This window comes from Pseudophaeobacter leonis, assembly GCF_002087335.1.
In the GTDB taxonomy this organism is placed as follows: Bacteria; Pseudomonadota; Alphaproteobacteria; order Rhodobacterales; family Rhodobacteraceae; genus Pseudophaeobacter; species Pseudophaeobacter leonis.
Window position 1 is genome coordinate 20142 of the sequence record NZ_MWVJ01000096.1, and the last position, 23592, is coordinate 43733.

Annotated in this window: 18 protein-coding genes and 7 pseudogenes; 15 read left to right on the forward strand and 10 right to left on the reverse strand. The window is 59.9% G+C overall.

Going from position 1 to position 23592, the window contains the following annotated elements; genetic code table 11:
* Nucleotides 1-152 precede the first annotated feature (152 nt).
* The 6 genes and pseudogenes from cobA (at nucleotide 153) to B4968_RS18310 (ending at nucleotide 5122) form a co-directional block, all read left to right on the forward strand.
* Nucleotides 153-959, forward strand: a complete 807-nt coding sequence (gene cobA / locus B4968_RS18285) for a uroporphyrinogen-III C-methyltransferase (RefSeq protein WP_241525837.1) — start codon at nucleotides 153-155, stop codon at nucleotides 957-959.
* Entirely contained in the window at nucleotides 959-1267 is a 309-nt protein-coding gene (locus tag B4968_RS18290; protein ID WP_083100793.1) for a DUF2849 domain-containing protein, read from the forward strand. The genes cobA and B4968_RS18290 overlap by 1 nt, the downstream gene beginning before the upstream one ends.
* A pseudogene (locus tag B4968_RS18295) lies at nucleotides 1260-2926 on the forward strand (nitrite/sulfite reductase). The gene B4968_RS18290 and the pseudogene B4968_RS18295 overlap by 8 nt, the downstream one beginning before the upstream one ends.
* A gap of 4 nt (nucleotides 2927-2930) precedes the next feature.
* Nucleotides 2931-3703, forward strand: a pseudogene (locus B4968_RS18300) (phosphoadenylyl-sulfate reductase).
* A gap of 5 nt (nucleotides 3704-3708) precedes the next feature.
* Entirely contained in the window at nucleotides 3709-4110 is a 402-nt protein-coding gene (locus B4968_RS18305; RefSeq protein WP_083100810.1) for a DUF934 domain-containing protein, read from the forward strand.
* Nucleotides 4111-4257: 147 nt separating this feature from the next.
* Nucleotides 4258-5122, forward strand: a pseudogene (locus tag B4968_RS18310) (ferredoxin--NADP reductase).
* Between the two features lie 156 nt (nucleotides 5123-5278).
* On the opposite strand, the gene B4968_RS18315 reads toward B4968_RS18310, so the two are convergent.
* Entirely contained in the window at nucleotides 5279-6043 is a 765-nt protein-coding gene (locus B4968_RS18315) for a hypothetical protein (RefSeq protein ID WP_083100794.1), read from the reverse strand.
* Between the two features lie 450 nt (nucleotides 6044-6493).
* On the opposite strand from B4968_RS18315, the gene infC reads away from it, so the two are divergent.
* The 4 genes from infC (at nucleotide 6494) to B4968_RS18330 (ending at nucleotide 8527) form a co-directional block, all read left to right on the forward strand.
* Nucleotides 6494-6955: a translation initiation factor IF-3 gene (gene infC / locus B4968_RS18320; RefSeq protein ID WP_241525840.1), complete on the forward strand. Its 462-nt coding sequence runs from the start codon at nucleotides 6494-6496 to the stop codon at nucleotides 6953-6955.
* 218 nt (nucleotides 6956-7173) lie between these two features.
* The gene (locus B4968_RS25910) at nucleotides 7174-7413 is read left to right on the forward strand and encodes a class I SAM-dependent methyltransferase (RefSeq protein WP_338153312.1); all 240 of its coding nucleotides are present in this window, start codon (nucleotides 7174-7176) and stop codon (nucleotides 7411-7413) included.
* Nucleotides 7414-7487: 74 nt separating this feature from the next.
* A complete protein-coding gene (locus B4968_RS25915; protein WP_338153313.1) occupies nucleotides 7488-7775 on the forward strand; it encodes a hypothetical protein in 288 nt (95 codons plus the stop codon).
* Nucleotides 7776-7915: 140 nt separating this feature from the next.
* Nucleotides 7916-8527: a methyl-accepting chemotaxis protein gene (locus B4968_RS18330; protein WP_083100796.1), complete on the forward strand. Its 612-nt coding sequence runs from the start codon at nucleotides 7916-7918 to the stop codon at nucleotides 8525-8527.
* A gap of 134 nt (nucleotides 8528-8661) precedes the next feature.
* Here the strand turns inward: B4968_RS18330 and B4968_RS18335 are convergent.
* From B4968_RS18335 to B4968_RS18375, 9 genes and pseudogenes are all read right to left on the reverse strand, one after another.
* Nucleotides 8662-9449, reverse strand: a pseudogene (locus tag B4968_RS18335) (FAD binding domain-containing protein).
* Between the two features lie 95 nt (nucleotides 9450-9544).
* Entirely contained in the window at nucleotides 9545-11923 is a 2379-nt protein-coding gene (locus B4968_RS18340) for a xanthine dehydrogenase family protein molybdopterin-binding subunit (RefSeq protein WP_083100797.1), read from the reverse strand.
* Between the two features lie 121 nt (nucleotides 11924-12044).
* Nucleotides 12045-12529: pseudogene (locus B4968_RS18345) on the reverse strand ((2Fe-2S)-binding protein).
* A 268-nt stretch (nucleotides 12530-12797) separates the two neighbouring features.
* Nucleotides 12798-13817: a molybdopterin-binding protein gene (locus tag B4968_RS18350; protein ID WP_083100798.1), complete on the reverse strand. Its 1020-nt coding sequence runs from the start codon at nucleotides 13815-13817 to the stop codon at nucleotides 12798-12800.
* Complete coding sequence (locus B4968_RS18355) at nucleotides 13814-14839, reverse strand: XdhC family protein (RefSeq protein ID WP_083100811.1); 1026 nt, start codon at nucleotides 14837-14839, stop codon at nucleotides 13814-13816. The genes B4968_RS18350 and B4968_RS18355 overlap by 4 nt, the downstream gene beginning before the upstream one ends.
* 203 nt (nucleotides 14840-15042) lie before the next feature.
* The gene (locus B4968_RS18360) at nucleotides 15043-15633 is read right to left on the reverse strand and encodes a DUF6691 family protein (RefSeq protein ID WP_083100799.1); all 591 of its coding nucleotides are present in this window, start codon (nucleotides 15631-15633) and stop codon (nucleotides 15043-15045) included.
* A complete protein-coding gene (locus B4968_RS24770; protein WP_241525838.1) occupies nucleotides 15578-16180 on the reverse strand; it encodes a hypothetical protein in 603 nt (200 codons plus the stop codon). Before B4968_RS24770 ends, B4968_RS18360 begins: the two co-directional genes overlap by 56 nt.
* 120 nt (nucleotides 16181-16300) lie before the next feature.
* Nucleotides 16301-17553, reverse strand: a pseudogene (locus B4968_RS18370) (vWA domain-containing protein).
* Nucleotides 17554-18463 (reverse strand): annotated as a pseudogene (locus B4968_RS18375) (AAA family ATPase). It lies immediately after the preceding pseudogene.
* Nucleotides 18464-18849: 386 nt separating this feature from the next.
* On the opposite strand from B4968_RS18375, the gene B4968_RS18380 reads away from it, so the two are divergent.
* Genes B4968_RS18380 through B4968_RS18395 form a run of 5 tightly spaced genes read left to right on the forward strand, consistent with a single transcriptional unit; the run spans nucleotide 18850 to nucleotide 23591 of the window.
* Nucleotides 18850-19893 (forward strand): glycosyltransferase family 2 protein, encoded by a 1044-nt coding sequence (locus B4968_RS18380; protein ID WP_083100812.1) that lies wholly within the window; start codon nucleotides 18850-18852, stop codon nucleotides 19891-19893.
* A 10-nt stretch (nucleotides 19894-19903) separates the two neighbouring features.
* Nucleotides 19904-20530, forward strand: a complete 627-nt coding sequence (locus B4968_RS18385; RefSeq protein ID WP_083100800.1) for a sulfotransferase — start codon at nucleotides 19904-19906, stop codon at nucleotides 20528-20530.
* A complete protein-coding gene (locus B4968_RS18390) occupies nucleotides 20530-22476 on the forward strand; it encodes a glycosyltransferase family 2 protein (protein WP_338153314.1) in 1947 nt (648 codons plus the stop codon). The genes B4968_RS18385 and B4968_RS18390 overlap by 1 nt, the downstream gene beginning before the upstream one ends.
* Nucleotides 22473-22898, forward strand: coding sequence for a hypothetical protein (locus B4968_RS25920; protein ID WP_338153315.1), 426 nt, complete (start codon nucleotides 22473-22475; stop codon nucleotides 22896-22898). Before B4968_RS18390 ends, B4968_RS25920 begins: the two co-directional genes overlap by 4 nt.
* Before the next feature lie 3 nt (nucleotides 22899-22901).
* Nucleotides 22902-23591 carry an FkbM family methyltransferase gene (locus B4968_RS18395; RefSeq protein WP_083100801.1) on the forward strand — a complete coding sequence of 230 codons (690 nt, stop codon included), beginning with the start codon at nucleotides 22902-22904 and terminating at the stop codon, nucleotides 23589-23591.
* Nucleotide 23592: the final 1 nt, after the last annotated feature.

Here is a 23592-nt window from a genome sequence, read left to right on the forward strand (position 1 = left end):
CCTCGTGATTTCAGGACCATCATATTCAGCTGAGCCAGCCACTGGAACAAAACTCCTTATTTGATCCAGCATATGGCGCAATACCGGGAATATTTCCTATATCTTACAGCAAGTCAAACAACTCAACAAAGAGGTCCGAGATGTCCGGTCCCATGACACATACTGCAAATAGCCCCGCTTCTGACCGCAGCGGCATGTGTTGCCTTGTCAAAGGTCAGGTGGCCTTTGCCGGCTCTGGACCGGGCGATCCGGACCTTTTGACCCTAAAGGTCGCCCGCGACCTGCAGGAGGCTGATGTCATTCTCTTTGATCGCCTGGTCAGCTCCGAGATTCTGGCCCTTGCTGGCGCGCAGACACTGCTTGAGGACGTTGGCAAAGAGGGCTTTGGCCCCTCCATGAGCCAGGCCGAGATCTGTGCCCGCATGACGGCCCATGCGCTGGCAGGCAAAAAGGTTGTGCGCCTGAAGTCCGGCGACCCCACTATATTTGGCCGCCTTGATGAAGAGCTCACCGCCTGCGAAGAGGCCGGTGTCGCCTATCAGATCATGCCCGGTATCACCGCCGCCTCGGCTGCGGTGGCCGCGATTGGTCAAAGCCTCACCCAGCGGGGGCGCAACTCTTCGGTGCGGTTTCTGACCGGTCACGACATGCGCGGCTTTGCCGATCAGGACTGGGCCGCACTGGCCCGTCCCGGTGAAGTTGCCGCCATTTATATGGGCAAAAAATCCGCCCGTTTCGTGCAGGGTCGCCTGATCATGCATGGGGCAAACCGGGCCACGCCCGTCACCATCGTCGAGAACGCCTCGCGCGCGGATCAGCGCGTTTTGGAAACCACGCTGGACCATTTGCCAATGGATCTTGCCGAGGCTGGCTTTGATGGCCCTGCCCTTACCTTCTTTGGGCTGGCGCCGCGCCAAAGCGCCGCTGCCCTTTACGACCTGAACATGGAGCTCGCATAATGGCCCGTCCTTTCACCCCAAAAGTCATCACCGCCAACGACCTGCTCGAGGGCGACGTGATCTACTTTATGTCCGACGACAGCTGGACCCGCGATCTGTCCCAGGCTGAACTCATTGTCGACGAGGCCGAGGCACAGCTGCGCCTGCTGGACGCCGAACGGCAGAACATCCGCATTGTCGGCGCCTATCTGGCTGATGCAACGGCCGGAGAGCAGGGGCCGGAGCCGGTGCATTTCCGCGAAGATTTCCGCCGCAAAGGCCCATCTAACTACAGCCACGGCAAACAGGAGGCCGAAGCCCATGTATAAGTACAACGCTTTTGACGCAGCCTTTCTGGCTGAACGCAACGCGCAGTTCCGCGCCCAGGTCGAGCGCCGCATTGACGGCTCGCTTACCGAGGATGAGTTCAAACCGCTGCGCCTGATGAATGGCGTCTATCTGCAGCTGCACGCCTATATGCTGCGGGTGGCCATCCCCTATGGCACGCTCAACTCTGCCCAGATGCGCGTGCCCTGGCGCTGCTGGCCGAGAAGTGGGACAAGGGCTACGGCCATTTCACCACCCGGCAGAACATCCAGTACAACTGGCCCAAACTGAACGACATCCCCGATATGCTGGACGCGCTGGGTGAGGCCGGCCTGCATGCTATTCAGACCTCGGGCACCACCACCCGCAACACCACCGCCGATCACTTTGCCGGCGCGGCCGCGGATGAGCTGACAGATCCGCGCCCCTACGCGGAGCTGATCCGCCAGTGGTCCACCGACCACCCCGAGTTCCAGTTTCTGGGCCGCAAGTTCAAGATCGCCGTCACCGGCAGCCCCAATGATCGTGCCGTCACCAAAGCCCATGATGTCGGCCTGCGGATGGTCGAACAAAATGGCGAAATCGGCTTTGAGGTCATTGTCGGCGGTGGCCTGGGCCGCACCCCGATGGTGGGCAAAATCATCCGTGACTTCCTGCCTCAGGCGGATCTGCTGCCCTATCTGGAATCCGTGCTCAGCGTCTATAACGTGCTGGGACGTCGCGACAACAAATACAAAGCCCGCATCAAGATCACCGTGCAGGAAAACGGCATCGACAAGATCCGTGAGCTGGTCGAGGCCCGCTTTGAAGAACGCCGCCGCGAATTTGACGGCACCGATCAGGCGCTGTTGGCCGAGATCAAGACGCATTTCACCCCGCCTGCTCTGCGTAGCGGCGCGACTGATGCCTATCAGGCGGCATATAACGCCGACCCGGTGTTTCGCGCCTGGGCTGACACCAATCTGGCTGCGCACCGCGACGCGGATCATGCCATTGTCACCATCTCGATCAAATCCCACGGCGCCACGCCTGGTGATGCCAGTGCCGAACAGATACGCGTCATGGCGGATCTGGCCGAAGAGTTCGGCTATGACGAGCTGCGCATCAGCCACCAGCAAAACGTGATCATTCCGCATGTGCATAAATCCGACCTGCCCGCGATCCACGCGCGGCTGAAAGAGCACGCGCTGGCCACCGCCAATATTGGCCTGATCTCGGATATCATCGCCTGCCCCGGCATGGATTACTGCGCTCTGGCCACGGCACGCTCGATCCCGGTCGCGCAGCAGATCGCCAGCCGCTTTGACGAGCTGAAGCTAGAGCATGACATCGGCCATCTGCAGATCAAGATTTCCGGCTGTATCAATGCCTGTGGCCACCACCATGTGGCCCATATCGGCATCCTAGGTCTGGATCGCGCCGGGGTGGAGAACTACCAGATCACTCTGGGCGGTGACGCCACTGAAACGGCTGAGATCGGCAAGCGCACCGGCCCCGGTTTCGCCTATGACGAGATCGTGCCCGCCGTTGAGCGTCTGGTTGAGGCCTATCTCGCCATCCGGTCAAGTGACGAGGAGACTTTCCTCGAAACCTATCGCCGTCTCGGCATGGAGCCCTTCAAGAGCGCGCTCTACCCTGAGGCTCAGAAAAAGGTGGCATAGCCCCATGGAGAACCTTGCAACGGATAGCGCGGCCTCCCAGCCCCTCTCTGAGACGCAGAGTGCGCTCGCATCAAAGGTAGCCGGGCTCAATGCCCGCTACCGGCATCACTCGGGCCACGGCCGTGATGCAGGGTGCGCTGCAGGACGCGGGTCATATCGCGCTGGTCTCCAGCTTTGGCGCGGAATCGGTTGTGCTGCTGCATATGGCGGCTGTGATCGACCCGATGGTGCCTGTGCTGTTTGTCGACACTGAACTCTTGTTCACCGAAACGCTGGTCTATCAGCAGGAGGTGAGCGAGCGTCTGGGCCTGCGCAATGTGCAGATCATCAAATCGGCAGAGATTGCCGCCAAAGACCCCTATGGCGCGCTGCGCTTTTCCGACACCGATGCCTGCTGTGCGCTGCGCAAGACCGCGCCGCTGCAACAAGCGCTTGCGGGTTTTGATGGCTGGATCACCGGGCGCAAACGCTTTCAGGCCGGCAGTCGCGCCGCGCTGGATTTCTTTGAGGTAGAGACCGCTGGAAATGCCGACACCGGGCGCATCAAGATCAACCCGCTGGCCCATTGGGCTCCGCAGGATGTGCGCGCCTATATGGACGAGAACCGCCTGCCGCGTCACCCTGGTGGCCAAGGGCTATCCGTCGATCGGCTGTGCGCCCTGCACATCACCGGTTGCCGCAGGTGAAGATCCCCGCGCCGGACGCTGGCGTGATCAGAACAAGGAAGAATGTGGCATCCACGTTGTGAACGGCCAATTCATCCGCACAGGAGCATGAGTGATATGACTGTAATCGTAACCGACGCGGGCTTTGGCCCCGAGACCTGGACAGCAGGGTTCGACAGCGAGACCACATTGGATCTGCTGTCTGACAGCGACCCTGCCACCCTGGCCACGCAGATCGCCGGCAAAGAGATGATCCGCATTGATTTTCCCAGCTTTGCCGATGGCCGTGGCTTTACCCTGGCACGGCAGCTGCGTCTGATGGGCTATACTGGCCGCTTGCGCGCCAAGGGCCATGTGCTGGCCGACCAATACGCCATGGCGCGCCGCTGCGGTTTTGACGAGGTGGAAATCAGCGCTGAACTGGCCGCCCGTCAACCCCAGGAGCAATGGCTTGCCCGCGCGCAGTGGAGCGCGCATAACTATCAGGCCCGTCTGCGTGGCAGCTCTGCTGCCCGCTAAGCCATCCCCTCATCCCTTCAGGATGGCCCCGGATAGCCTGCCCGGCTGCGTCAGCGACGCCACGGCAGAGGTGAAACCGGGGCTATCCCTGACCTACATCAAAGATTAATCAGAGGTGCCGGTTATCAGAGACCGGTAGTGCAACCAATGAACGAGATTACGCCCGTGAGTGATGCTGCCACCAATGCCGCGCCCGTAAAGGCCGCCCCCGCCCTTCCCGATGCCCAGACTGTGACTGCGGTCAAACACTGGACTGACAAACTGTTCTCTTTCCGGGTGAGCCGCCCCGCCTCTTTACGCTTTCGCTCTGGCGAGTTTGTGATGATCGGACTGATGGGCGAGGTCAACGAGAAGACCGGCAAGCAAAAACCGCTGCTGCGCGCCTACTCCATCGCCTCGCCCAGCTGGGACGAAGAAATGGAGTTCTACTCGATCAAGGTCGAGGACGGCCCGCTCACCTCGCGCCTGCAGCACATCAAGGTCGGCGACGAGATCATCCTGCGCCCCAAACCGGTGGGCACCCTGGTGCATGACGCGCTGATCCCCGGCAAACGGATCTGGTTCTTTGCCACTGGCACCGGCTTTGCGCCCTTTGCCTCGCTGCTGCGTGAGCCGCAGACCTTATGAAGACTACGACGAAGTCATCATCACCCATACCTGCCGCACCGCCGGTGAGCTGACCTATGGCGCCGAGCTGATCGAAGGCCTCAAGACGGATGAGCTGCTCAACGAGGTGATTGGCGAGGGCTTTTGGAAGAAGATCAAATACTACCCCACCACCACCCGCGAGGAGAGCCCAAAGATGGGCCGGATCACCGACCTGATCCGCTCGGGAGAGGCCTATAAAGATCTCGATGTGGCGCCGCTGTGCCCTGACAATGATCGCGCCATGATCTGTGGCAACATGGCCTTCAATCTTGAGCTGAAAGAAATGTTGGAAGAGGCTGGCCTAGAAGAAGGCGCCAATTCCAAGCCGGCGCAATACGTGGTGGAAAAGGCCTTTTTGGACTGATCCGGGCGAACCCAGGCCAAACACAATCAGACGACCTGACTGTAAAAGGCGGATGGATTACACAGCAAAGGGGCAGCAACCTGATAGGTGCCGCCCCTTTTTCGTGTCAGATCACTCTGCCATGAACACTATCTAACAAACTGGCCTTTGAGCGGCTTACAGACCCATTGCGGCCTTTACCTGATCCAGCACACCGGACAGCACTTCTGGATTGTCTTTGGCACTGGTTACCGCGCCGCTGAGCATGGTTTTTTGAACCGCGCCGAGGTCGGATTCGTTGATCATCTCGACCACCTTGTCCAGATCAAAGCCATCAAGGCTGAGGTACTGCGCCATCCCGGAAAGCGCATCGCCCGTGCCGGCCGCCGCATCACTTGCTGTGTCTGTCACCGCATCAGCCGTTGCCTTTGCAGCGTCGCTGGCAGCCTCTGTTGCAGTTTCAGCAACCGAAGTGGCTGTCTCAACTGCAGTCTCAGTGGCTGTGGTTGCCGCCGTGCTGGCCGCCTCTACTGCTGTATCAGTCACGCTCTGCGCCACAGAGGCCGCACCACTGGCCAGATCAGACGCGCTGCTGGTGGCTTCATTTGCGGCCTCAACAGCATCGTTCACCGCGTCTGTGGCGGCGTCACTCACCTCTGCAGCCGCATTGGCAGCGGCTTCGTTCACATCGTCAACGGCAGCCTCAACTGCCTCTGTGGCTGTCTCAACCACAGAATCAACCGCTGTCTCTGTCTGGGCGGCGGCCTGGGTGGCGGCCTCTTCGACAGCCTCCTCCACGGGGGTTGCTTCGACGACAGGCTCTGGCGCGACTGGTGCGGGATCCACCACCACGGCAGGCGTTATTTCCTGCTGGCTCTGGACGTAAAAATAGCCTCCTGCGGCAACAATACCCAATCCCAAAATGACAATAATCGGCTTCATAACCCGTCTCCTTCGTTTGACCTGCTTCTGCGCGGCCTTGATGGCCCGGAGGTGCGCCCAGAACGACAACTTAACAAGGGGGAATATCGGGTTGCGAACCTCATCAGCCAAACCCCGCCTGTAGACTCAGCGCCCATTGGCAAGAGACGGCTTACAGCTCTATAGAACTGTGGCCACTGTCTAGCCTGGTCCTTGCTGATGACAAATTTAGCGCTCATTGGGGGAAAACTTGGTTTCTTGCTCGCGAAAAGTGACAAAGGCGTCGGAAATCGACCCTGTTGGCCTCAGTTGCATCTTGAAACATTCCGTCCTTGCGTTTAAGTTCCGGGATCGAAATTCGGCAATAATCAAAGGATCAAAGCCATAGCCCGCAGACCTCATAATGCGCCGCCACAACGTGACACCGGCCCGCGCACGAACGAAAAAATTCGCTCCTCCGAAATCCGCCTGATTGGCGCTGATGGCGAAAATGTCGGGGTCGTGCACCCTGCAAAGGCTATGGACATGGCAAATGAGGCCGGTCTTGATCTGGTTGAAATTTCGCCCAACGCGACCCCGCCTGTGTGCAAGATCATGGACTTCGGCAAGTTCAAGTACGAGCAGCAGAAGCGTGAAAGCGAAGCGCGCAAAAAGCAGAAGATCATTGAAGTCAAAGAGGTCAAATTCCGGCCCAACACTGACACCAATGACTATGACGTCAAAATGCGCAATGTGTTCAAGTTCCTGGAAACCGGCGACAAGGTAAAGATCACCCTGCGCTTCCGGGGCCGCGAGATGGCACACCAGAACCTGGGCCGTCAATTGCTGGAGCGCGTTGCCGAGGACGTCAAAGAGCTGGGTAAAGTAGAGAACATGCCCAAGATGGAAGGCCGCCAAATGGTCATGATGATCGGCCCGCTTCCCCAGAAATAACGCCAAACCCTGTTTGGATGAAAGACGCTCTGCCCTTCACCGGGCGGGGCGTTTTTTGTTGCATGATGCCTTGCGGCTCGGCGCCTGCTGTCCGCCCGAATTTGCCAGTGCAGGATGGCCTTTGGCAGGGTGACTTGGCCGGGGGAAATGGCGGACTTGCTTGATCTTTGTGAAAGGGCGCATAAGGTTCCTGCGTCAGGCACACAAGGGAGACAGCCATGTGGGAAGAACGTTTCGCCGCCACCAACGCCTATGTTTTTGGCACAGAGCCCGCGCGTTTTCTGCGAGAGCACTGCGCCTATCTGGAGGCAGGTCAAAAGGCTCTATCGATCGCTGACGGCGAGGGCCGCAACTCGGTCTATCTGGCTGAACAAGGCCTTGAGGTCACAGCGCTTGAGTTTGCCCCATCGGCCATTGCCAAAGCGCGGGATCTGGCCCGGCGACGCGGTGCACGGTAGAGTACCGCGCCTGCAATCTTCTGACCGAGGACTGGGCTGAACCAGACGAATACGATCTGATTGCGGCGATTTTTGTGCAGTTTACCGGGCCCGAGGGACGGGCGCGACTATTCGACGGCATGCGGCGTAGCTGCAAGCGTGGAGGCCTAGTCTGCATCCACGGCTATACCCCAAAACAGCTGGAATTTGGCACCGGTGGCCCTCCGTTTGCCGAAAATATGTATACCGAGTCGCAGATACGCGCTGATTTTGCCGGTTGGGACACTCTGGAGTGCCGTACCTATGAACGCGAGGTGCAGGAAGGGCGCGGACACTCCGGCATGTCGGCACTGATAGATTTTGTTGCCCGCAAACCCACCTGACCCACCTGCCCCCCTACGACACTTCCGGCAACATCCGGCACCACAACTTCCATCAATTACAAATAAAAGGCACGGCAGCTTTGGGCTTGCTTTAACTTCTTCTTGCTATTGCTTCAGGCGGAAACAAAAGGGACGGTTAAATGCAAAGTCTGACTGATATTCAAAGCGCGGCCTTCCTGGCTATTGGTCCTTCGCGGATCGCGGCACTCTCCCTGATTGTTCTCAGAAGCCGGGAAGACAGCGACGAGGCCCGGACAGCGCGGCAACTCTCGGCGGATCGCATAACAGCTGCGCATGAAATGCTTCGCAGCAAACTGCCCGAGATGCTCGAGGCCAGCGATCACAGCTTTCCCAAGACCCTTGAAGATCAGCGTCTGGCCTGCCTAAAGGCGATTACCCCCCTGGTCGCCTCGCTGGAAGATCCCAGTAAAGCACAGGAAACTAGCTTTGCGGATCACAGCCTCTACCAGTTGGAGCCGCTGGTCTCACGGTTTCTGGAAGACATGACCGCAGATCTTCTCGACAATCAAAACAAGCTGGAAATTCAACGGCAGGAAGACATTCTGAAAGCCATCGCAAATGCAGAAGGCGTCGGCAAAAACATCCAGCTCATCGCCTTCAATGCCTCGATCGAAGCGGCGCGCATCGGTGATCTCGGTAAGGGGTTTACGGTCATTGCCAATGAAATCCGCGAGCTTTCTGGCAAAACGCAGCTGATGCTCAACAATATTTCAGACCTGTTGCGCACTTAACAGCTCTGCCTCAAAAACCTGTCGTAAAAAACAGGCAGGGAATCGCCCCGCCTGTTTTTGCATTTCACCCCCGCCTGCCCGCCTGTATTTGCTGTTTCAAACAGGGAGGCCTCAGGGGTCTCTGTAGGGGCCGTTCAGGCTGCGGCGGCAACCGCCCGCTTTGTCAGCACCCCGATCAGATGGGCACGGTAGGCTTTGGAGCCGTGGATATCCGCCATCATGCCATCGGCATCAACCGACAGCCCCTCCAGCGCATCCCCACTGAAATTGGCGCTCAGCGCCGCTTCGGCCTCGCTCCAGCGGAACACCCCATCTTCGGAGGCCCCGGTGACGGCAACCCGCACGCCATCGGCGTATTTGGCGACAAAGACCCCCACCAGCGCAAAGCGCGAGGCGGGCTGCACGAACTTTTGATAGTTCGCAACCTCTGGCACCGGCAGGCGCACCTGGGTGACGATCTCGCCCTCTTCCAGCGCCGTGGTGAACAGACCATCGAAATAGTCATCCGCTTTGATCTCGCGGGCATTGGTGACAATGGTTGCCCCACTGGCCAGCGCCGCTGCCGGATAGCAGGCCGCCGGGTCGTTATTGGCCAGAGAGCCGCCAATAGTGCCACGATTGCGCACTGCCGGATCGCCAATATTGCCTGCCAGGGCCGCCAGCGAGGGTACGAGCCAGCCGCCTCAGCCGCCACGGTGCCATGCGGGGTGCCACCGCCAATGGCAAGCACGCCAGCCTCCAGGCTGATGCCCCGCATCTCGGCAATGTCGCTCAGCGAGACCAGCTTGGAGGGGCTTGCCAGACGCTGCTTCAGCGTCGGGATCAGGGTTTGACCACCGCCCAGCGCCTGGGCCTCGTCATCCCCCAGAGCTGCCACCGCATCGGCGATGCTGGTGGGTTTTTCGACATCGAAATTATACATTCCGCTTTTCCTTCCCAAAGATCTGTACAGGCTGTGCCGCCAGACCCCTTGATAGAGTTGAGCAATGCACCGGGGGCAGTTGCCCCCAGGCCAAGTTATTCATTCATCGCCGACCAGACGCGCGACGGGCTCAGAGGCATGTCCACATGGGTGATGTCCTTGCCCATGGAGCGCAGGGCATCAACAACCGCATTGACCACCGCAGGCGGTGAGCCAATTGCACCTGCCTCACCGCAGCCCTTTACCCCCAGGGGGTTGTGGGTGCAGGGCGTCTGACAAGAATGATCCACGTCATAGAACGGCACATCATCGGCCCGCGGCATGGCGTAGTCCATATACGAGGCCGACAGAAGCTGCCCCTCCTCGTTATAGACGGCCGCCTCAAGCAGCGCCTGACCAATGCCCTGGCCAATGCCACCATGCACCTGACCATCAACGATCATCGGGTTCACCACATTGCCAAAGTCATCTGCTGCGGCAAACCGCTCAATGCTGACCTTGGCAATGTCCGGGTCCAGTTCCACCTCGCAGGCATAGGCGCCCGAAGGATAGGTAACGTTGGCCGGATCATAGAACGCGGTTTCTTCCAGGCCCGGCTCGATATCCTCAAGCGGGTAGTTGTGCGGCACATAGGCGGCGAGAGTTACATCTCCCCAGGCCACGGATTTATCCGTGCCCGCAACACTGAAGGCGCCATCCTTCAGCTCGATATCAGCCTCGGCGGCCTCCATCAGGTGGGCTGCGATCTTCTTGGCCTTGGCGATGATTTTCTCGGTCGCACGCACCATGGCAGGGCCCCCAACCGCCAGCGACCGTGAGCCATAGGTGCCCATACCCATTGGGGTGTTGGCCGTGTCACCATGCACGATCTCAACCATGCTCTCGTCGATGCCGATCATATCTGCGATCACCTGCGGAAACGAGGTCTCATGGCCCTGACCATGGCTGTGAGAGCCCGTCATCACCACCAGACCACCGGTGGCATTGACCCGCACAGTGGCGCTTTCATAAAGGCCCGCACGCGCGCCCAGCTGCCCCACGAGGTTACTGGGAGCAATGCCGCGGGCCTCGATATAGCAGTTCACACCGAGACCACGCACCTTGCCTTTGGCCTCGCTGGCCGCGCGACGGGCAGCAAAGCCCTTGAGATCCGCAATCTCTTCCAGCTTGTCCATGGTGGCGTTGTAATCACCAGTGTCATATTCCACCGCCACGGGCGTGGCATAGGGGAATTCGGTGATAAAATTCTGCCGCCGCAGCGCAATCGGATCAACACCCAGCTCTCGCGCGGCTTTGTCCACGACGCGCTCCAGCTGATAGGTGGCCTCGGGGCGTCCGGCACCACGATAGGCATCCACCGGTACGGTGTTGGTAAAGACCGCTTTGACGTTCACATAGATCAGCGGTGTTTTGTAATTCCCCGCCATCAATGTGCCATGCAGCCAGGTCGGAACCGAAGGCGCAAAGGTCGAAAGATACGCCCCCATATTGGCATAGGTATCGGTGCGCAGCGCGGTAAAGTTGTTACCCGCATCCAGCGCCAGCTGAATGGTCGAGACATGGTCACGACCATGGGCATCGGTGATAAAGGCCTCGGAACGGCTGGAGGTCCATTTCACCGCCCGGTTCAGCGCCTTGGCTGCAAAGGTACAAAAGGCTTCTTCCGCGTAGTGAAAGATCTTGGTGCCAAAACCGCCACCCACATCGGGGGCAATCACGCGCAGCTTGTGCTCTGGGATACCCAGCACAAAGGCCCCCATCAAAAGCCGGATCACATGCGGGTTCTGCGAGGTGGTATAAAGCGTGCTGTCACCGGTGGAGCGGTTAAAATCGCCAACGGCCACACGTGGCTCCATCGGGTTGGCGATGAGACGGTTGTTCACCAGTTCCAGCGTGGTCACATGCGCCGCATTGGCAAAGGCCTCTTCGACAGCGGGTTTGTTTTCCTCAACAAATCCCCAGTCGATGAAAAGGTTTGACGTCAGATCGTCATGGACCTTGGTTGCGCCCTCTTTGACGGCCTCTTTCATATCGATGACGGCTGGCAGCTCTTCAATATCCAGCTCAATCGCCTCGGCCGCATCGCGCGCCTGTTCCGGCGTGTCCGCAACAACTGCCGCGATGGCATCGCCAACATAGCGCACCTTGCCCTGCGCCAGAACCGGATGGGCCGGCTCCTGCATGACTTCGCCGTGTTTGTCGGTAATCTGCCAGCCACAGGGGATGCCACCTACGCCTTCAAAATCGGCGCCGGTGAAAATCCGGACCACGCCGGGCATGGCGGATGCTGCTGTGGTGTCGACGGAACTGAGCCTGCCATGGGCCATATCCGAGCGCAGGAAATGCACATAGGCCTGTCCGCGCAGATTGATATCATCGGTGTAATTACCGTTTCCTGACAGGAAACGTACGTCCTCGCGCCGTTTCGGGCTGGCGCCGATGCCACTTTCAATTGGGCCACTATCTTTTGGCATATTTCAAATCTCCTCCCTGGAGGGTGCGGATTTGGGCGCACCTCTTGGTTATGCAGTTTGATCTTTGCTTTTTGATTTCTACATGGGCCGCGCCTCCCTGCGGCGGCCCAGGAGACGCGCCTTATTCGGCCGCGATAGCCGAGACGTCCTGACCGGACGCCGCCAAGATTGACTTGACGATATTATGGTAGCCGGTGCAGCGGCAGATATTGCCTTCGAGATACTCGCGGATCTCTTGCTCGCTTGGCTTGGGGTTGTCTTTCAGCAAAGCTGTCGCTGACATCACCATGCCTGGCGTGCAAAAGCCGCACTGCAAACCGTGATGGTCCTGAAACGCCTGCTGCACCGTGTGAGGGTTCCATCCGCAGAGGCCTGGCCCTCGATGGTTGCAACCTCAGCACCTTCGGCCTCGACGGCCAGCATGGTGCAGGATTTCACGGCAACGCCGTTGACATGCACAACACAGGCACCGCACTGGCTGGTATCGCAGCCCACATGTGTCCCGGTGAGTTCAAGCTCTTCGCGCAGGAATGACGAGAGCAGCGTACGGCCCTCCGCCTCACCGCTCGCGGTCTTGCCGTTCACGGTCATTGTGACCTTGGTCATGAATTCCTCCCATTTGCTACTTTTTATTGGCTGAGGGAAGTTAAGCACGGGATTGCGCTGTCGCGAACCCCTAGAAACGCTCCGTTACAAACATTTTTACGACTTGGCAAAATTCTGCCCTCTCAGTGGCCACTGCATGCCACCTGCCCGCGCCCTGAATTCGCCCTGAACGCCTGCGACTAAAGTCTAAGCCCCTCTTATGTCCTGAATTCCCCCTGACGGGGTCGCAAGAAAACAGGACCTGACCTTTTACGGGCCACTTGCGGGCCTATTGCGGGCGCGGTGGCATCGGGCGGGTTGGAATTTCCTTGAGCAAGCCGCCAATCCCCATGGCCGCAATGTCTTCGCTTGTCACGGTGCGACCGCAGAGCAGCCGCTCGAGCACCCAATCGGCGCCATTCAACGCCGGGGAGCGGGCACAACCCGGCAGGCCCACCACCGGCTTGCCGTGAAGCTCTCCCAGAAACAGCAGATTGCCGGGATCCACCGGCATGCAAAATCGCGTCACATGACCACCGGCCTGGCGCAGCGCCTGAGGGGCCACATCACAAGGGTCAGAGGTGGCTGACCCGGTCAGGATCAGCAAAACCTCTCCCGGGCCCCCCTCTAAGGCCGCCGCGAGTTCTGCTTCGCGGTGCCGCCCCACAACGCGGTCGCTCAACTGCATCCCCATGCGATGAAGCCGCCCGGCCATGGCGCGCCGCCCCTTGTCCGGGGGCGTTGCCGCAGAAACCCGCGTCTCGATAAGACTGGCGGTGGCAAACACCGGCGGCAAAACGCGCAGGGCCCCGGCAACACCGGAGGCCGCGCGCGCCAGGGCCTCGGCTGGCACGCCATAGGCAATGATCTTGATGGTCGCGATCATCCCATCGGCATCCACCCGATGATTATCCGCTACGGTGGCAATGGTGATCATGGGATCCACCGCATTCAGCGCCTCAAGGGCTGCGCGATCCAGTGTAACCAGTCCCGCGCCCAGCGCATAGAGATTGACCCGCCCGGCGCCGGCGCCGGAAATCCGCAGGCCCTGCCCGGCCTCATCCGGCACAATCGCGCGCGCCAGCTGCAGTGCCGCTGCGTCCTCATGCAGATCGCCCGCCTCAAGGCGTGCCACGGTGATCTGCTGGTGGCCTTCGGCCGCCAGATCCGTCAGCTGCGCCGGCGTCAGCCAGGTTCCCTTGGCAATACGATAGGTGTTTTGCGCCTCAGAGCCGGAGCGTCGGGCCTGCATCGAATGGGCCAGAATGGCGCCCTCAGCCGCAAGGACCGGAACCAAACCAAACTTCATGCAGCCTTCCCGCGCAAAACCGCTGTCATCTCTGCCAGAATGGCAATTGCGATCTCAGAGGGGCCTGCAGCGCCGATATCCAGCCCGACGGGGCCGTGAATCTGGGAAATCTCTGCCTGGCTGAAGCCCGCCGCCAGCATCCGCTCAACCCGCTTGGCATGGGTCCGCTTTGAGCCCAGCGCGCCGATGTAAAAGCAATTCTTGCGCAGCGCCGCCTCAAGCGCCGGGTCGTCCAGCTTTGGGTCGTGGGTCAAAAGCACCAGGGCTGTGCGCGTGTCCAGCCCCAGGCCTGCGACAGCCTCATCGGGCCAGTCATCCAGCAGGGTCACACCGGGAAAGCGTTCGACTGATGCAAATGCGGCGCGGGGATCAATGATCACCGGATCATAGCCTGCGATCTCGGCCATGGGCACCAGCGCCTGCGCGATATGCACCGCACCCACCACCACCAGCCGCAAAGGAGGGTTGTGCACTGCCACAAAGGTGTCGCCGTCCTCCTCAACGCCAGAGCGGTCCAGCCGCATCCGGTCCGGATAGCCCTCGCGCACCAGCCTGCCGCTCCCTCCGGTCAGGCTCACCTCATAGGCCAGTGGCACGCGCGCCTGCTGCGCTGCCACCAAATCCTCCAGCAAAGACAGGGGCATGGCGCTGCCGACAGGCTCCACCAGAATACGGATGGTGCCGCCACAGGCCAGCCCAACCGCAAAGGCATCGCCATCGCTGACGCCAAATTCCAGCACCCGGGGCTTGCCCTCTGCCAGCGCCTCTTGCGCCTCCATGACCACGGCGCCCTCGACGCAGCCGCCCGAAACAGACCCCACAAGGCGGCCATCGCCACTGACCACCAGCTGCGCGCCAACGCGACGTGGCGCAGAGCCCCAGGTTTGCACCACGGTCGCCAAAACAGCGCCTAGCCCGGCCTGATGCCATTGCAATGCAGTCTGCGCCGCACTGGGCAATGCAGTCTGCGCCGCACTGGCGGGTGCGGGTGAAAGGCTGTTGTCGCCTAGGGTCTGGGTCATGCGTCCTCCGGTCAGGCGTGAGATCGCCTGCTTTGGACGCAAGCTTGCGCGCCACCCAGCCGGGTTTCAAGATGCAAAACCGTGCGGCGGGAAAAACAAGCGGCACCTGCACCAAAAGATGCGGGTGCCGCCAGACAGGAACGCCAGAGTTTTATGCCGGGCTGTGAGCGCAGATGCACGAACGCCGGGCTATAGGCACTGGCCTAAAGTGCCACCTGCGCCTCAGACCCGGCGCCAAGGATCCGCTCTGGCAGCGCAAAAGCCACCACAATAAAGGCAACCCCAAGCAGTATGCCCAGGATATCGCCGGGAAAGGCCACAAGCCCCTCATAGCCCGCGCCCGGCACCGCGCCCAAAGTCACCTTGCCTCCGGCGACACTGTCCAAAAGCCCGCTGGCCTTCCAGGCAGGGTAGGTCACCATATAGGCAGCAGCGCCCAGCAGACCGCCCGCGAAAAAAAACAGCGCGTCCTTGCGACCAGAGGCGGCGGCAACAACGCCGGTCCCAGGGCAAAACCCCGCCAGAGCCCAGCCGGCCCCCAGCATCAGCCCGCCAATAAAGACGCCAGCATAGGCCGCTTTCACCGACATATGACCAACATCCACCAGACCAAGCATCTGCCCGCCAAACATCAGTACCGATCCGGTTCCGATCGCCAACAGGATGGTTTTGGCCAGGTTCAGGTTTGTCAGGTTGAGCATTTTACCGATATAGTTGGGGTTCGAGGCCCCAACCCGGTCAAGAACGGCGCCAAATGCCATGCCAATCACCACAGCAAGTACAATCGTCATCATGGCTCAGGCCTCCTTTTTGAACAGTATCAGGGACACGGGAATGGCCGCAGCAAAGGCGCCAGCCGCAAAGATATAGCCCGACAAGGCAGTCTGCATCATACCCGACATCATATGCCGGAGGTGCAGCCCCCCGCAAGGCGCGCGCCATACAGCACGATAAACCCCCCAAAAAGTCGACGCCATAGCGTTTGACCTGCCCGTCGCCGAAATTGGCCCGCCACAGGGCTGGCATGCTGCGCTCAGCCCTGTCGAGACCTCCGCGCAGGCGCACCGACACAAAGCCGCCGAGCGCCATGGCCAGCACAAATACAAAACTGTAGTTGAGCGGATTGGCCACGGATTTGGCATATTTCCCATTAGATTTAGCAAGATAGGCATTGGTCGAGGTATAGCCCTCATCCGTCTGCGTCACCAGCTCACTGCTCACAACATCGCCAAGGATGCCGTCCAGGATCACAAATTGCGTCGAGACCCCGATCGGCTTTACCAAGAGTACCGCCAGGAAGAACACCAGCCCAAGCAAGAGCCCTCCAGCTTTCCAGTTCATCGGCATTTTCCAGCCCTCCATCACATTCAATAAGTGACATATAACAGAGGTGTCGTGGCTATGACTTGATTGAGATCAACTAAATCCAACAACTGACAGTCATCAAAAAAGGCGATGCCGCTACAGCCCGCGCAATAGCCGGGCCTTCTCACCGCTGTCAGCAGGACGTGAGATCACCTCGGCTAGGTCTTCAAGCGAGGCAATGGAGTGGCCGGCGCGAAAGCTGTCCACATAGGGCAACATGGCGCGAATGCCCTGCGCCTTGGCAGCAAAGCCCTCCCAGCGCAGCAAGGGGTTCAGCCAGACCAGCCGCCGCGCTGACAACTGCAGACGTTGCATTTCATGCGCCAGCGCCGCCGGGTCGTCCCGGTCGAGCCCGTCTGTGATCAGCAAGACCACAGCCCCCTGCCCCATGACCCGGCGTGACCAGTCGCGATTGAAATCATGCAGACAGGCACCAATGCGGGTGCCGCCTTCCCAGTCCTGCGCCTCGGCACCGGCGGCAGCCAGAGCGGCATCAACATCCCGTGTTGCCAGATGGCGGGTGATATTTGTCAGCCGGGTACCAAAAGTGAACCCATGCACCTTTGCCCAACCGGCGCCTTTGGCATTGGCGACGGCGTGCAGGAAATGCAGCACAATACGACTGTACTGGCTCATCGAGCCGGAAATATCACAAATCACCACCAGATTGGGCCAGCGGGTCCGTCTCTTGGCGCGGGCAAGGCCCTGAATATCGCCGCCCCGGCGGGCTGCGTTCAGAAGGGTCCGGCGCCAGTCTGCCCTGTCGCCCCGGCTTGCTGCCATCAGGCGGCGCGACTGCAAAGGCTGCACCGGCAGTTTGATTTGCGCCAAAATGCGCTTGGCGCGCGCCACCTCATCGGTGCTCATCTGTTCAAAATCCAGCGCGCGCAGCCGCTCTTCGGAAGAGATGGTCAGTGTTGCATCCACCTCGATCTCGGTGCCCTCTTCCTCATTGCTCTCAGGCGGATCCACCTCATGGTTGGCCCCCTCCAGCAGGGCTTCAGCCGCGCGTTTTTCCCCCGGCTTGGCGGCATGTTCCTCTTGCACGCCCTTAATGGCCGGCAGCAGCGCCGCCATCATGCGTTCTAAAAATCGCGGATCGCGCCAGTAAAGCCGAAAGATCTGGGCAAAGACCACGCGGTGCTCGGGTTTGGAGAAAAACAGGCGTGCAGCGTCCAGTAGAAATCCTGCCGCGAGGTAAACCCCGCAGCCGCCACCGCCTCAACCGCGTCGATCACCCGGCCCGGCCCGATGGGCAGCCCGGCCTTGCGCAGGGCCCGGGCGAAATGGGTGATGTTTTGCGCCAGTTTCGGATCATCCGGCAGGCTCAGCGCGGGCAGCTCGACCATTCAGACCTCGTCCAGGCGGGCACGGGCCTTGTCCAGGATGCGCTTGGACTTCAGAGCATTGCAGCTGGGAAATATCATCCTGATATTTCAGGATCGCACCCAATGTGTCAGCGATCACTTCGGGCGACAGATCAATCACGTCCAGCGCCAGCAGACAATTGGCCCAGTCAATGGTCTCGGCAACCCCCGGTTTTTTGAACAGATCCTCGGTGCGCAATTCCTGCACAAAAGCCACCACCTCGCGGCTGAGCTTCTCTGAGGTCGCAGGCGCGCGCGCCTTCAGGATCTCGACCTCGCGGGCGAAATCAGGGTAGTCGACCCAATGATACAGGCAGCGCCGTTTCAGCGCATCATGCACCTCGCGGGTGCGGTTGGAGGTGAGCACGACGATGGGTGGTTCCGGGGCTTTGATGGTGCCAAGCTCTGGAATGGTCACCTGAAAATCCGACAGGGCCTCGAGCAGGAAAGCCTCAAATGGCTCGTCGGTACGGTCCAGCTCATCGATCAACAACACGGGAGGGCCGTTTTCATCCGGGCGCATAGCCTCCAGCAGCGGGCGCTCAATCAGAAACGCATCCGAGAACATCTCCGCCTGCAAAGTGCCGCGATCCGCCCCACCCGCCGCCTCGGCGGTGCGAATGGCCACCATCTGAGCGGCAAAATTCCATTCATAAACCGCAGAGGAGGCATCAAGCCCCTCGTAGCACTGCAACCGGATCAGACGGCGCCCAAAGGCCGCCGCCAGCGCCTTGGCGATTTCGGTTTTGCCAACCCCGGCCTCGCCTTCCAGAAACAGAGGGCGGCCCAGTTTCAGGGAGAGAAACACCACCGTGGCCAGAGCCCGGCCGCACACATAGCCCTGGTCTGTCAGCATCTTCTGGACCTGATCAATCGACTGTGCCTCGATCATCCTTGCGCCTGCATCATCTTTGACCTTTCCGCTTTTGCGCGCTCTTGCAGCGCCCACTTCGCACCTAGAAGGCCATGCGCCAGACCTCGGGTCAAGATGCTGCGGCCTGCCGTTGCGTCCTCCGGGACAGCGCAAAGGCAACACGCAGGCAACAACCAGACAGCACCCAGGCAGTACTCTGGCAGCACTCTGGCTGCACTCTGGCCACGCCATTGCCGCTGCAGCGGCCAAAGATTGACGCAAAGGCGCGGCAATGTAAAACTGCCAGCAACAAGAATGAGCACCCGACAAAGCGGCGCTATAGAGGCAGACAGGTCTATGACCCCACAACCCGATGCAGCTGGCAGAAATTGCCGGAGATTGAGCATATTGAGAGGGGATGCGACATGCGCATCACCGCAGTAACCTGCGTCAAGAACGAAGGCCCCTTCCTGCTGGAATGGATCGCCTATAACCGTTTGATTGGCGTCACTGATTTCCTATTCTATTCAAATGACTGCACCGATGGCACGGCTGAACTACTGGACGCGCTGGCGGCGCGGGATCTGCTGGTGCACCTGCCCAATCCGGCGCAGGGGCGCAACTACCAGATGGAAGCACTGAAAGACGCCGCCCACCAGCCGGTGGTGCAGCAGGCCGACTGGATCTGGGTGGCGGATGTGGATGAGTTTCTCAACATCCATACTGGCGATCACACCATCCCGGCGCTCATTGCCGCCTGCAAAGACCCAAAGGCGATCTCGCTCAGCTTTCAGTTCTTTGCCAATAATGGCGTTGAAGATTTTGTCGACCAACCGGTGATCGGGCAATTCAGTCACTCTCACAATCCTGACATCTGGTGCGCCGAAACCGCAATCGAGGTCAAAACCTTGGTGCGCAAGGATTTTCCGCTGAAATACTATGGCGCGCATCGGCCCTTTTTCAGGAAAAACCTTGATCCGCGCAAATTCCCGCGCTGGAGCGATGGCTCGGGGCGGGATGTGCCGCATAAATTTTTGGTGGCCGACAATCCCCGGCGCATTCGCAAATTCCCCGCCAAAGGCAGCCGTGATCTGGCCACGCTCAACCACTATGCGCTGCGCTCGCTCGACAGCTATCTGGTCAAAAACGACCGAGGGGATGTGAACCGCGAGCACCGCGCCTTTGACGACAGCTACTGGCGCGAGCGCAATGACCCGGCCTATGAGGACCGCTCGATCGCGCGCTACCTGCCCGATTTAAACAGGGCGTTGGACGCGCTGAAATCAGACCCTGAAATCGCCGAATTGCACGCGAGATGCGTCCGGCTGCACCGCGAAAAACGTGACTCGCTGATGGCACAGGCCAGCTATCAGGAGATGCGCCGCCAGCTCCTGGCCACCTCAACCCTGCCGCCGCAGGAAGAGGCCCTGCTGCAAGAGCTGGGCCTTTTGCCCGCCCTGTCAGAGTGAGACTGGGCGCATGGTTTTAAAAGTCATCAATCTTGGCCTGCCCAAATCGGGCACCACCACCCTGAACAAGGCCCTGTCACAGGCCGGCTACACCGTGGCCGACCACCGGCTGAAAGAGCGCGAAGAAGACAAGCCCGGCAAGCGCCGCGTCTTTGTCGGCTCGATGCTGTATAAGGGGCTCTATGAGCAGGGCGACCCCATGGCCTATATGCGTGACTATGATGCGGTCTCGGAGATCAGCTTTATCCATGGCAAATTTTCGGTCTGGCCGCAGTTCGATTTTGCCCTGCTAAAAGTACTGAAAGATCTCTATCCAGAGCTGCGCTTTATCGCCACCCGGCGCGATGCCGAAAGTCATTCAAAATCCATCATGGCCTGGAACAATCTGGGCACCACCCGGCTGCCGGGCAGCACGGTGCCGGGTCTGCCGATCGGCTATGGTAAAACCGCTGAGCAGCAAATGATCTGGATTGATGGCCATTATGAAGCGCTGAAACACTGGTTCCGCGATGATCCCAGCTATCTGGAGATCAATGTGGCCGACCCGGAGGCGCAGACCAAAATCAGCAGCCACCTTGGTCGCGCCCTGCCCTGGTGGGGCAAGGCCAATGTAAACCGGAAAGCACATAACGACTGATGCGGATCTTTCTACATATCGGGCTGGAGCACGTCGGCGCTGAACGGCTGCAAAAGATCATGGCGGACAAGCGTGATCAGCTGCGCGCCAAAGGCATTTTGTTCCCGCGCGCGCCGGGCGGCGGCAATCACACCCGCCTGTTCATGGCGGTGACAGACCCCGACCACATTGACCCGCTGCGCTACAACCGGGGTTTTATCACCGCGGAAAAGCAAGCCCGCCTACGACAGAAGCTAAGCCAGGATCTGCGCCGTGAGATCGACCAGATCCAGCCCGACACTCTGATCCTTTCAGCCGCGCAGCTGGGCACCAAACTGCACCGCAAAAGCGAGCTTGAGCGCCTGCACGCCCTGCTTGCGCCGCTGTCGGATGACATCGAGATTGTCGCCCATATTGACGCACCAGCGCGCGCCCTTGCCCGCCACTATGGCGCCCAGATCCTTGAGGGCCGCGACCGGCCGCTTACACAGGAGCTGTCTTTGACGCAAAGCGACAACTGGTGGCAGGCAGCCCTGCAGACCCTGCCACCAGTGGACCCGCAGGCCGGCCAGTTTGAGGAAACGCAGACCGCGCCGTTCTGGCTCGACTACCATGCGTTGCAACAGCACTGGGAGGGCGTCTTTGGCGCAGGGCGTTTCACCTTTCGCCCCTATGACGAGACCGCGTTTTACAGCGCTGACGCCCCAAATGAGATCTGTGCGGCCTTTGGCCTCTCGTCACAAATCGGCCACAGCCCGCTGGAAAAACTGCCGCGCCAGCCCTCCGCGGCCTGGCTCGCGCGTAGTCGCCAGCTGAATAGCCTCTTGTTGCACCTGCTGGCCCAGCGCAGCAAAATCCTGCCGCGGCAGCTGTGGCGCAGCTTCATAAATGAAATTGCGCTTGCGGGCGCCCCGATTGACCCCGCTGAGCTGAGCGCGATTTCACAGTATTTTGCCAGTGCCAATCAGGCCCTTGCTACCCGCCACCCCGCTCTGGCTGCGGCTGGATTTGGCACGCGTCCCGACCCTTTGCCGGATATCTTGCCAGAAACCTCACCAGAGGTAGCCCCCTGGCAGGAAGCCGAGACCCAGCGCGGCTTTCGCGCCTCGCAGTATCTGCTGACCTTCATGAGCCGGATCAACAAAGCCACCAAGGACGAGATGCAGACCAAGGGCGCTGACATGCAGGGGCTCACGAAAGAGACGCCAAGTGCTGCTGCCCTTGCCGTGCTGACGCCGCTGGCGCTGGAAAACTTTGAGATGCTGCAGGGGTCTGCCTTTAAGCCGCACAACAATCTTGGGCTAAAGGGCGAGGAGCTGTTGCAGCCGCCCTATACCGAGATAGCACCGCGTAAATTGACCGGCAAAAGCAGCGGCAATGTCATCGTGGGCTGCATGAAGAATGAAGCACCCTATATTCTGGAATGGGTCGCCTATCACCGCGCCATGGGGGTGGACAATTTCCTGATCTACACCAATGGCTGCGAGGATGGCACCAGCGAGATTTTGGACCGTCTGCAGGAACTTGGTATCGCGCAGCACCGCAATAACGACAACTGGAAGGGCAACTCACCGCAGCAGCACGCCCTGAACCAGGCGCTGAAAGAGCCGCTGATCCGCAATGCCGACTGGATTATCCATATCGATGTGGATGAGTTCATCAACGTGCGCTGCGGCAATGGTACGCTGCAGGACTTTTTTGAACGCGTCCCCGATGCCAGCAATGTCGCCATGCCCTGGCGAATGTTTGGCTCGAATGACGTCCGCACGCTAAAGGACGAATTTGTCACCACACAGTTTGAGGCCTGCGCGCCAAAACATTGCCCAAAACCGCATACGGTCTGGGGCTTTAAGACCATGTTCAAAAACTCCGGCGCCTATCAAAAGATTAGCGTCACCGCCCCAACAAGCTGCAAGAGCACCTGCGCGACACTGTCAAATGGGTCAATGGCTCGGGCAAGGATATGACACGTGAGGCCGCCGACAATGGCTGGCGCAACTCACGCAAATCCATTGGCTATGATCTGATCCAGCTCAACCATTACGCCCTGCGCTCGGCCGAGAGCTATTTGGTGAAACGTCAGCGCGGCCGCGCGCTGCATGTGGACCGCTCTATCGGGATAAACTACTGGATCCGCATGGACTGGAACGACCACCGCGATGTCACCATTCAGCGCAATCTGCCAAGGCTGCAGGCCGAATATGACCGCCTGCTGCAGGATCTGAGCCTGCGCAGCTGGCACCAAAAAGGGTTGGACTGGCACCGTGCCAAGGCTAAAGAGCTGCATGGCATGGATGAATTTGAAGAACTTTACCAACAGACTCTCACCCTTAAGTTGACCGCAACCGAACGCGTCGCCTATGCGCTGGCGCTTGATGTAGAGAGCTAAGCCATGACCGAGGCCACCGCCCCCCAGAAGTCCCTGAAATGCCGCGGCATGCGCTTCCCGCTGGACCGCGCGATCCTGCCGCCACGGGTGCGCACCCTGCTGCGCCAGGAGGCCTATGAGGCGAAAGAGGCCACCGCCGTGCAAAAGCTGATCAAGGCGCAGGATGTGGTGATGGAGCTGGGGGCCGGCATCGGATTCATGTCAACGCTTGTGGCCACAAAGACGCCGGCAAAATCCGTGCACTCGTTCGAGGCCAACCCGCAACTGATGCCCTATATCGCCCAGGTGCATGCCCTGAACAAAGTGAAGAACGCCCATGTGACCAATGCGGTGCTGGATGATAAAGACGGCAGCGCGCCCTTCTACATCCGCAAAAACTTTCTCGCGTCGTCCCTGGACCCAATGGAAGACAGCGAGGAGTGCACCAGGGTCGAGGTGCCAACCCGCGACGTCAATGCGGTGATCAAAGAGCTGCACCCGACCGTGCTGATCTGCGACATTGAGGGCGCCGAGGTGGATCTGATCCCCAAGATGGACCTTTCCAGCCTGCGCGCCGTGGTGATCGAGACCCATCCGCAGTGGATCGGCAAAGACGGCATTCAAAAGATCTTTCGCTGCATGGATGCGGCAGGGCTGGTGTTCTTTCCACGCTGGTCACATGGCAAGGTCGCGGTGTTCCGCTCGGACTGGTAAC

What these genes read in the sequence shown, in the direction of transcription:
- cobA (WP_241525837.1), top strand. Translation starts at nt 153, where the DNA reads ATGACACATACTGCAAATAGCCCCGCTTCTGACCGCAGCGGCATGTGT.
- B4968_RS18290 (WP_083100793.1), top strand. Translation starts at nt 959, where the DNA reads ATGGCCCGTCCTTTCACCCCAAAAGTCATCACCGCCAACGACCTGCTC.
- B4968_RS18305 (WP_083100810.1), top strand. Translation starts at nt 3,709, where the DNA reads ATGACTGTAATCGTAACCGACGCGGGCTTTGGCCCCGAGACCTGGACA.
- B4968_RS18315 (WP_083100794.1), bottom strand. Translation starts at nt 6,043, where the DNA reads ATGAAGCCGATTATTGTCATTTTGGGATTGGGTATTGTTGCCGCAGGA.
- B4968_RS25910 (WP_338153312.1), top strand. Translation starts at nt 7,174, where the DNA reads ATGTGGGAAGAACGTTTCGCCGCCACCAACGCCTATGTTTTTGGCACA.
- B4968_RS18330 (WP_083100796.1), top strand. Translation starts at nt 7,916, where the DNA reads ATGCAAAGTCTGACTGATATTCAAAGCGCGGCCTTCCTGGCTATTGGT.
- B4968_RS18340 (WP_083100797.1), bottom strand. Translation starts at nt 11,923, where the DNA reads ATGCCAAAAGATAGTGGCCCAATTGAAAGTGGCATCGGCGCCAGCCCG.
- B4968_RS18350 (WP_083100798.1), bottom strand. Translation starts at nt 13,817, where the DNA reads ATGAAGTTTGGTTTGGTTCCGGTCCTTGCGGCTGAGGGCGCCATTCTG.
- B4968_RS18355 (WP_083100811.1), bottom strand. Translation starts at nt 14,839, where the DNA reads ATGACCCAGACCCTAGGCGACAACAGCCTTTCACCCGCACCCGCCAGT.
- B4968_RS18360 (WP_083100799.1), bottom strand. Translation starts at nt 15,633, where the DNA reads ATGATGACGATTGTACTTGCTGTGGTGATTGGCATGGCATTTGGCGCC.
- B4968_RS24770 (WP_241525838.1), bottom strand. Translation starts at nt 16,180, where the DNA reads ATGAACTGGAAAGCTGGAGGGCTCTTGCTTGGGCTGGTGTTCTTCCTG.
- B4968_RS18380 (WP_083100812.1), top strand. Translation starts at nt 18,850, where the DNA reads ATGCGCATCACCGCAGTAACCTGCGTCAAGAACGAAGGCCCCTTCCTG.
- B4968_RS18385 (WP_083100800.1), top strand. Translation starts at nt 19,904, where the DNA reads ATGGTTTTAAAAGTCATCAATCTTGGCCTGCCCAAATCGGGCACCACC.
- B4968_RS18390 (WP_338153314.1), top strand. Translation starts at nt 20,530, where the DNA reads ATGCGGATCTTTCTACATATCGGGCTGGAGCACGTCGGCGCTGAACGG.
- B4968_RS25920 (WP_338153315.1), top strand. Translation starts at nt 22,473, where the DNA reads ATGACACGTGAGGCCGCCGACAATGGCTGGCGCAACTCACGCAAATCC.
- B4968_RS18395 (WP_083100801.1), top strand. Translation starts at nt 22,902, where the DNA reads ATGACCGAGGCCACCGCCCCCCAGAAGTCCCTGAAATGCCGCGGCATG.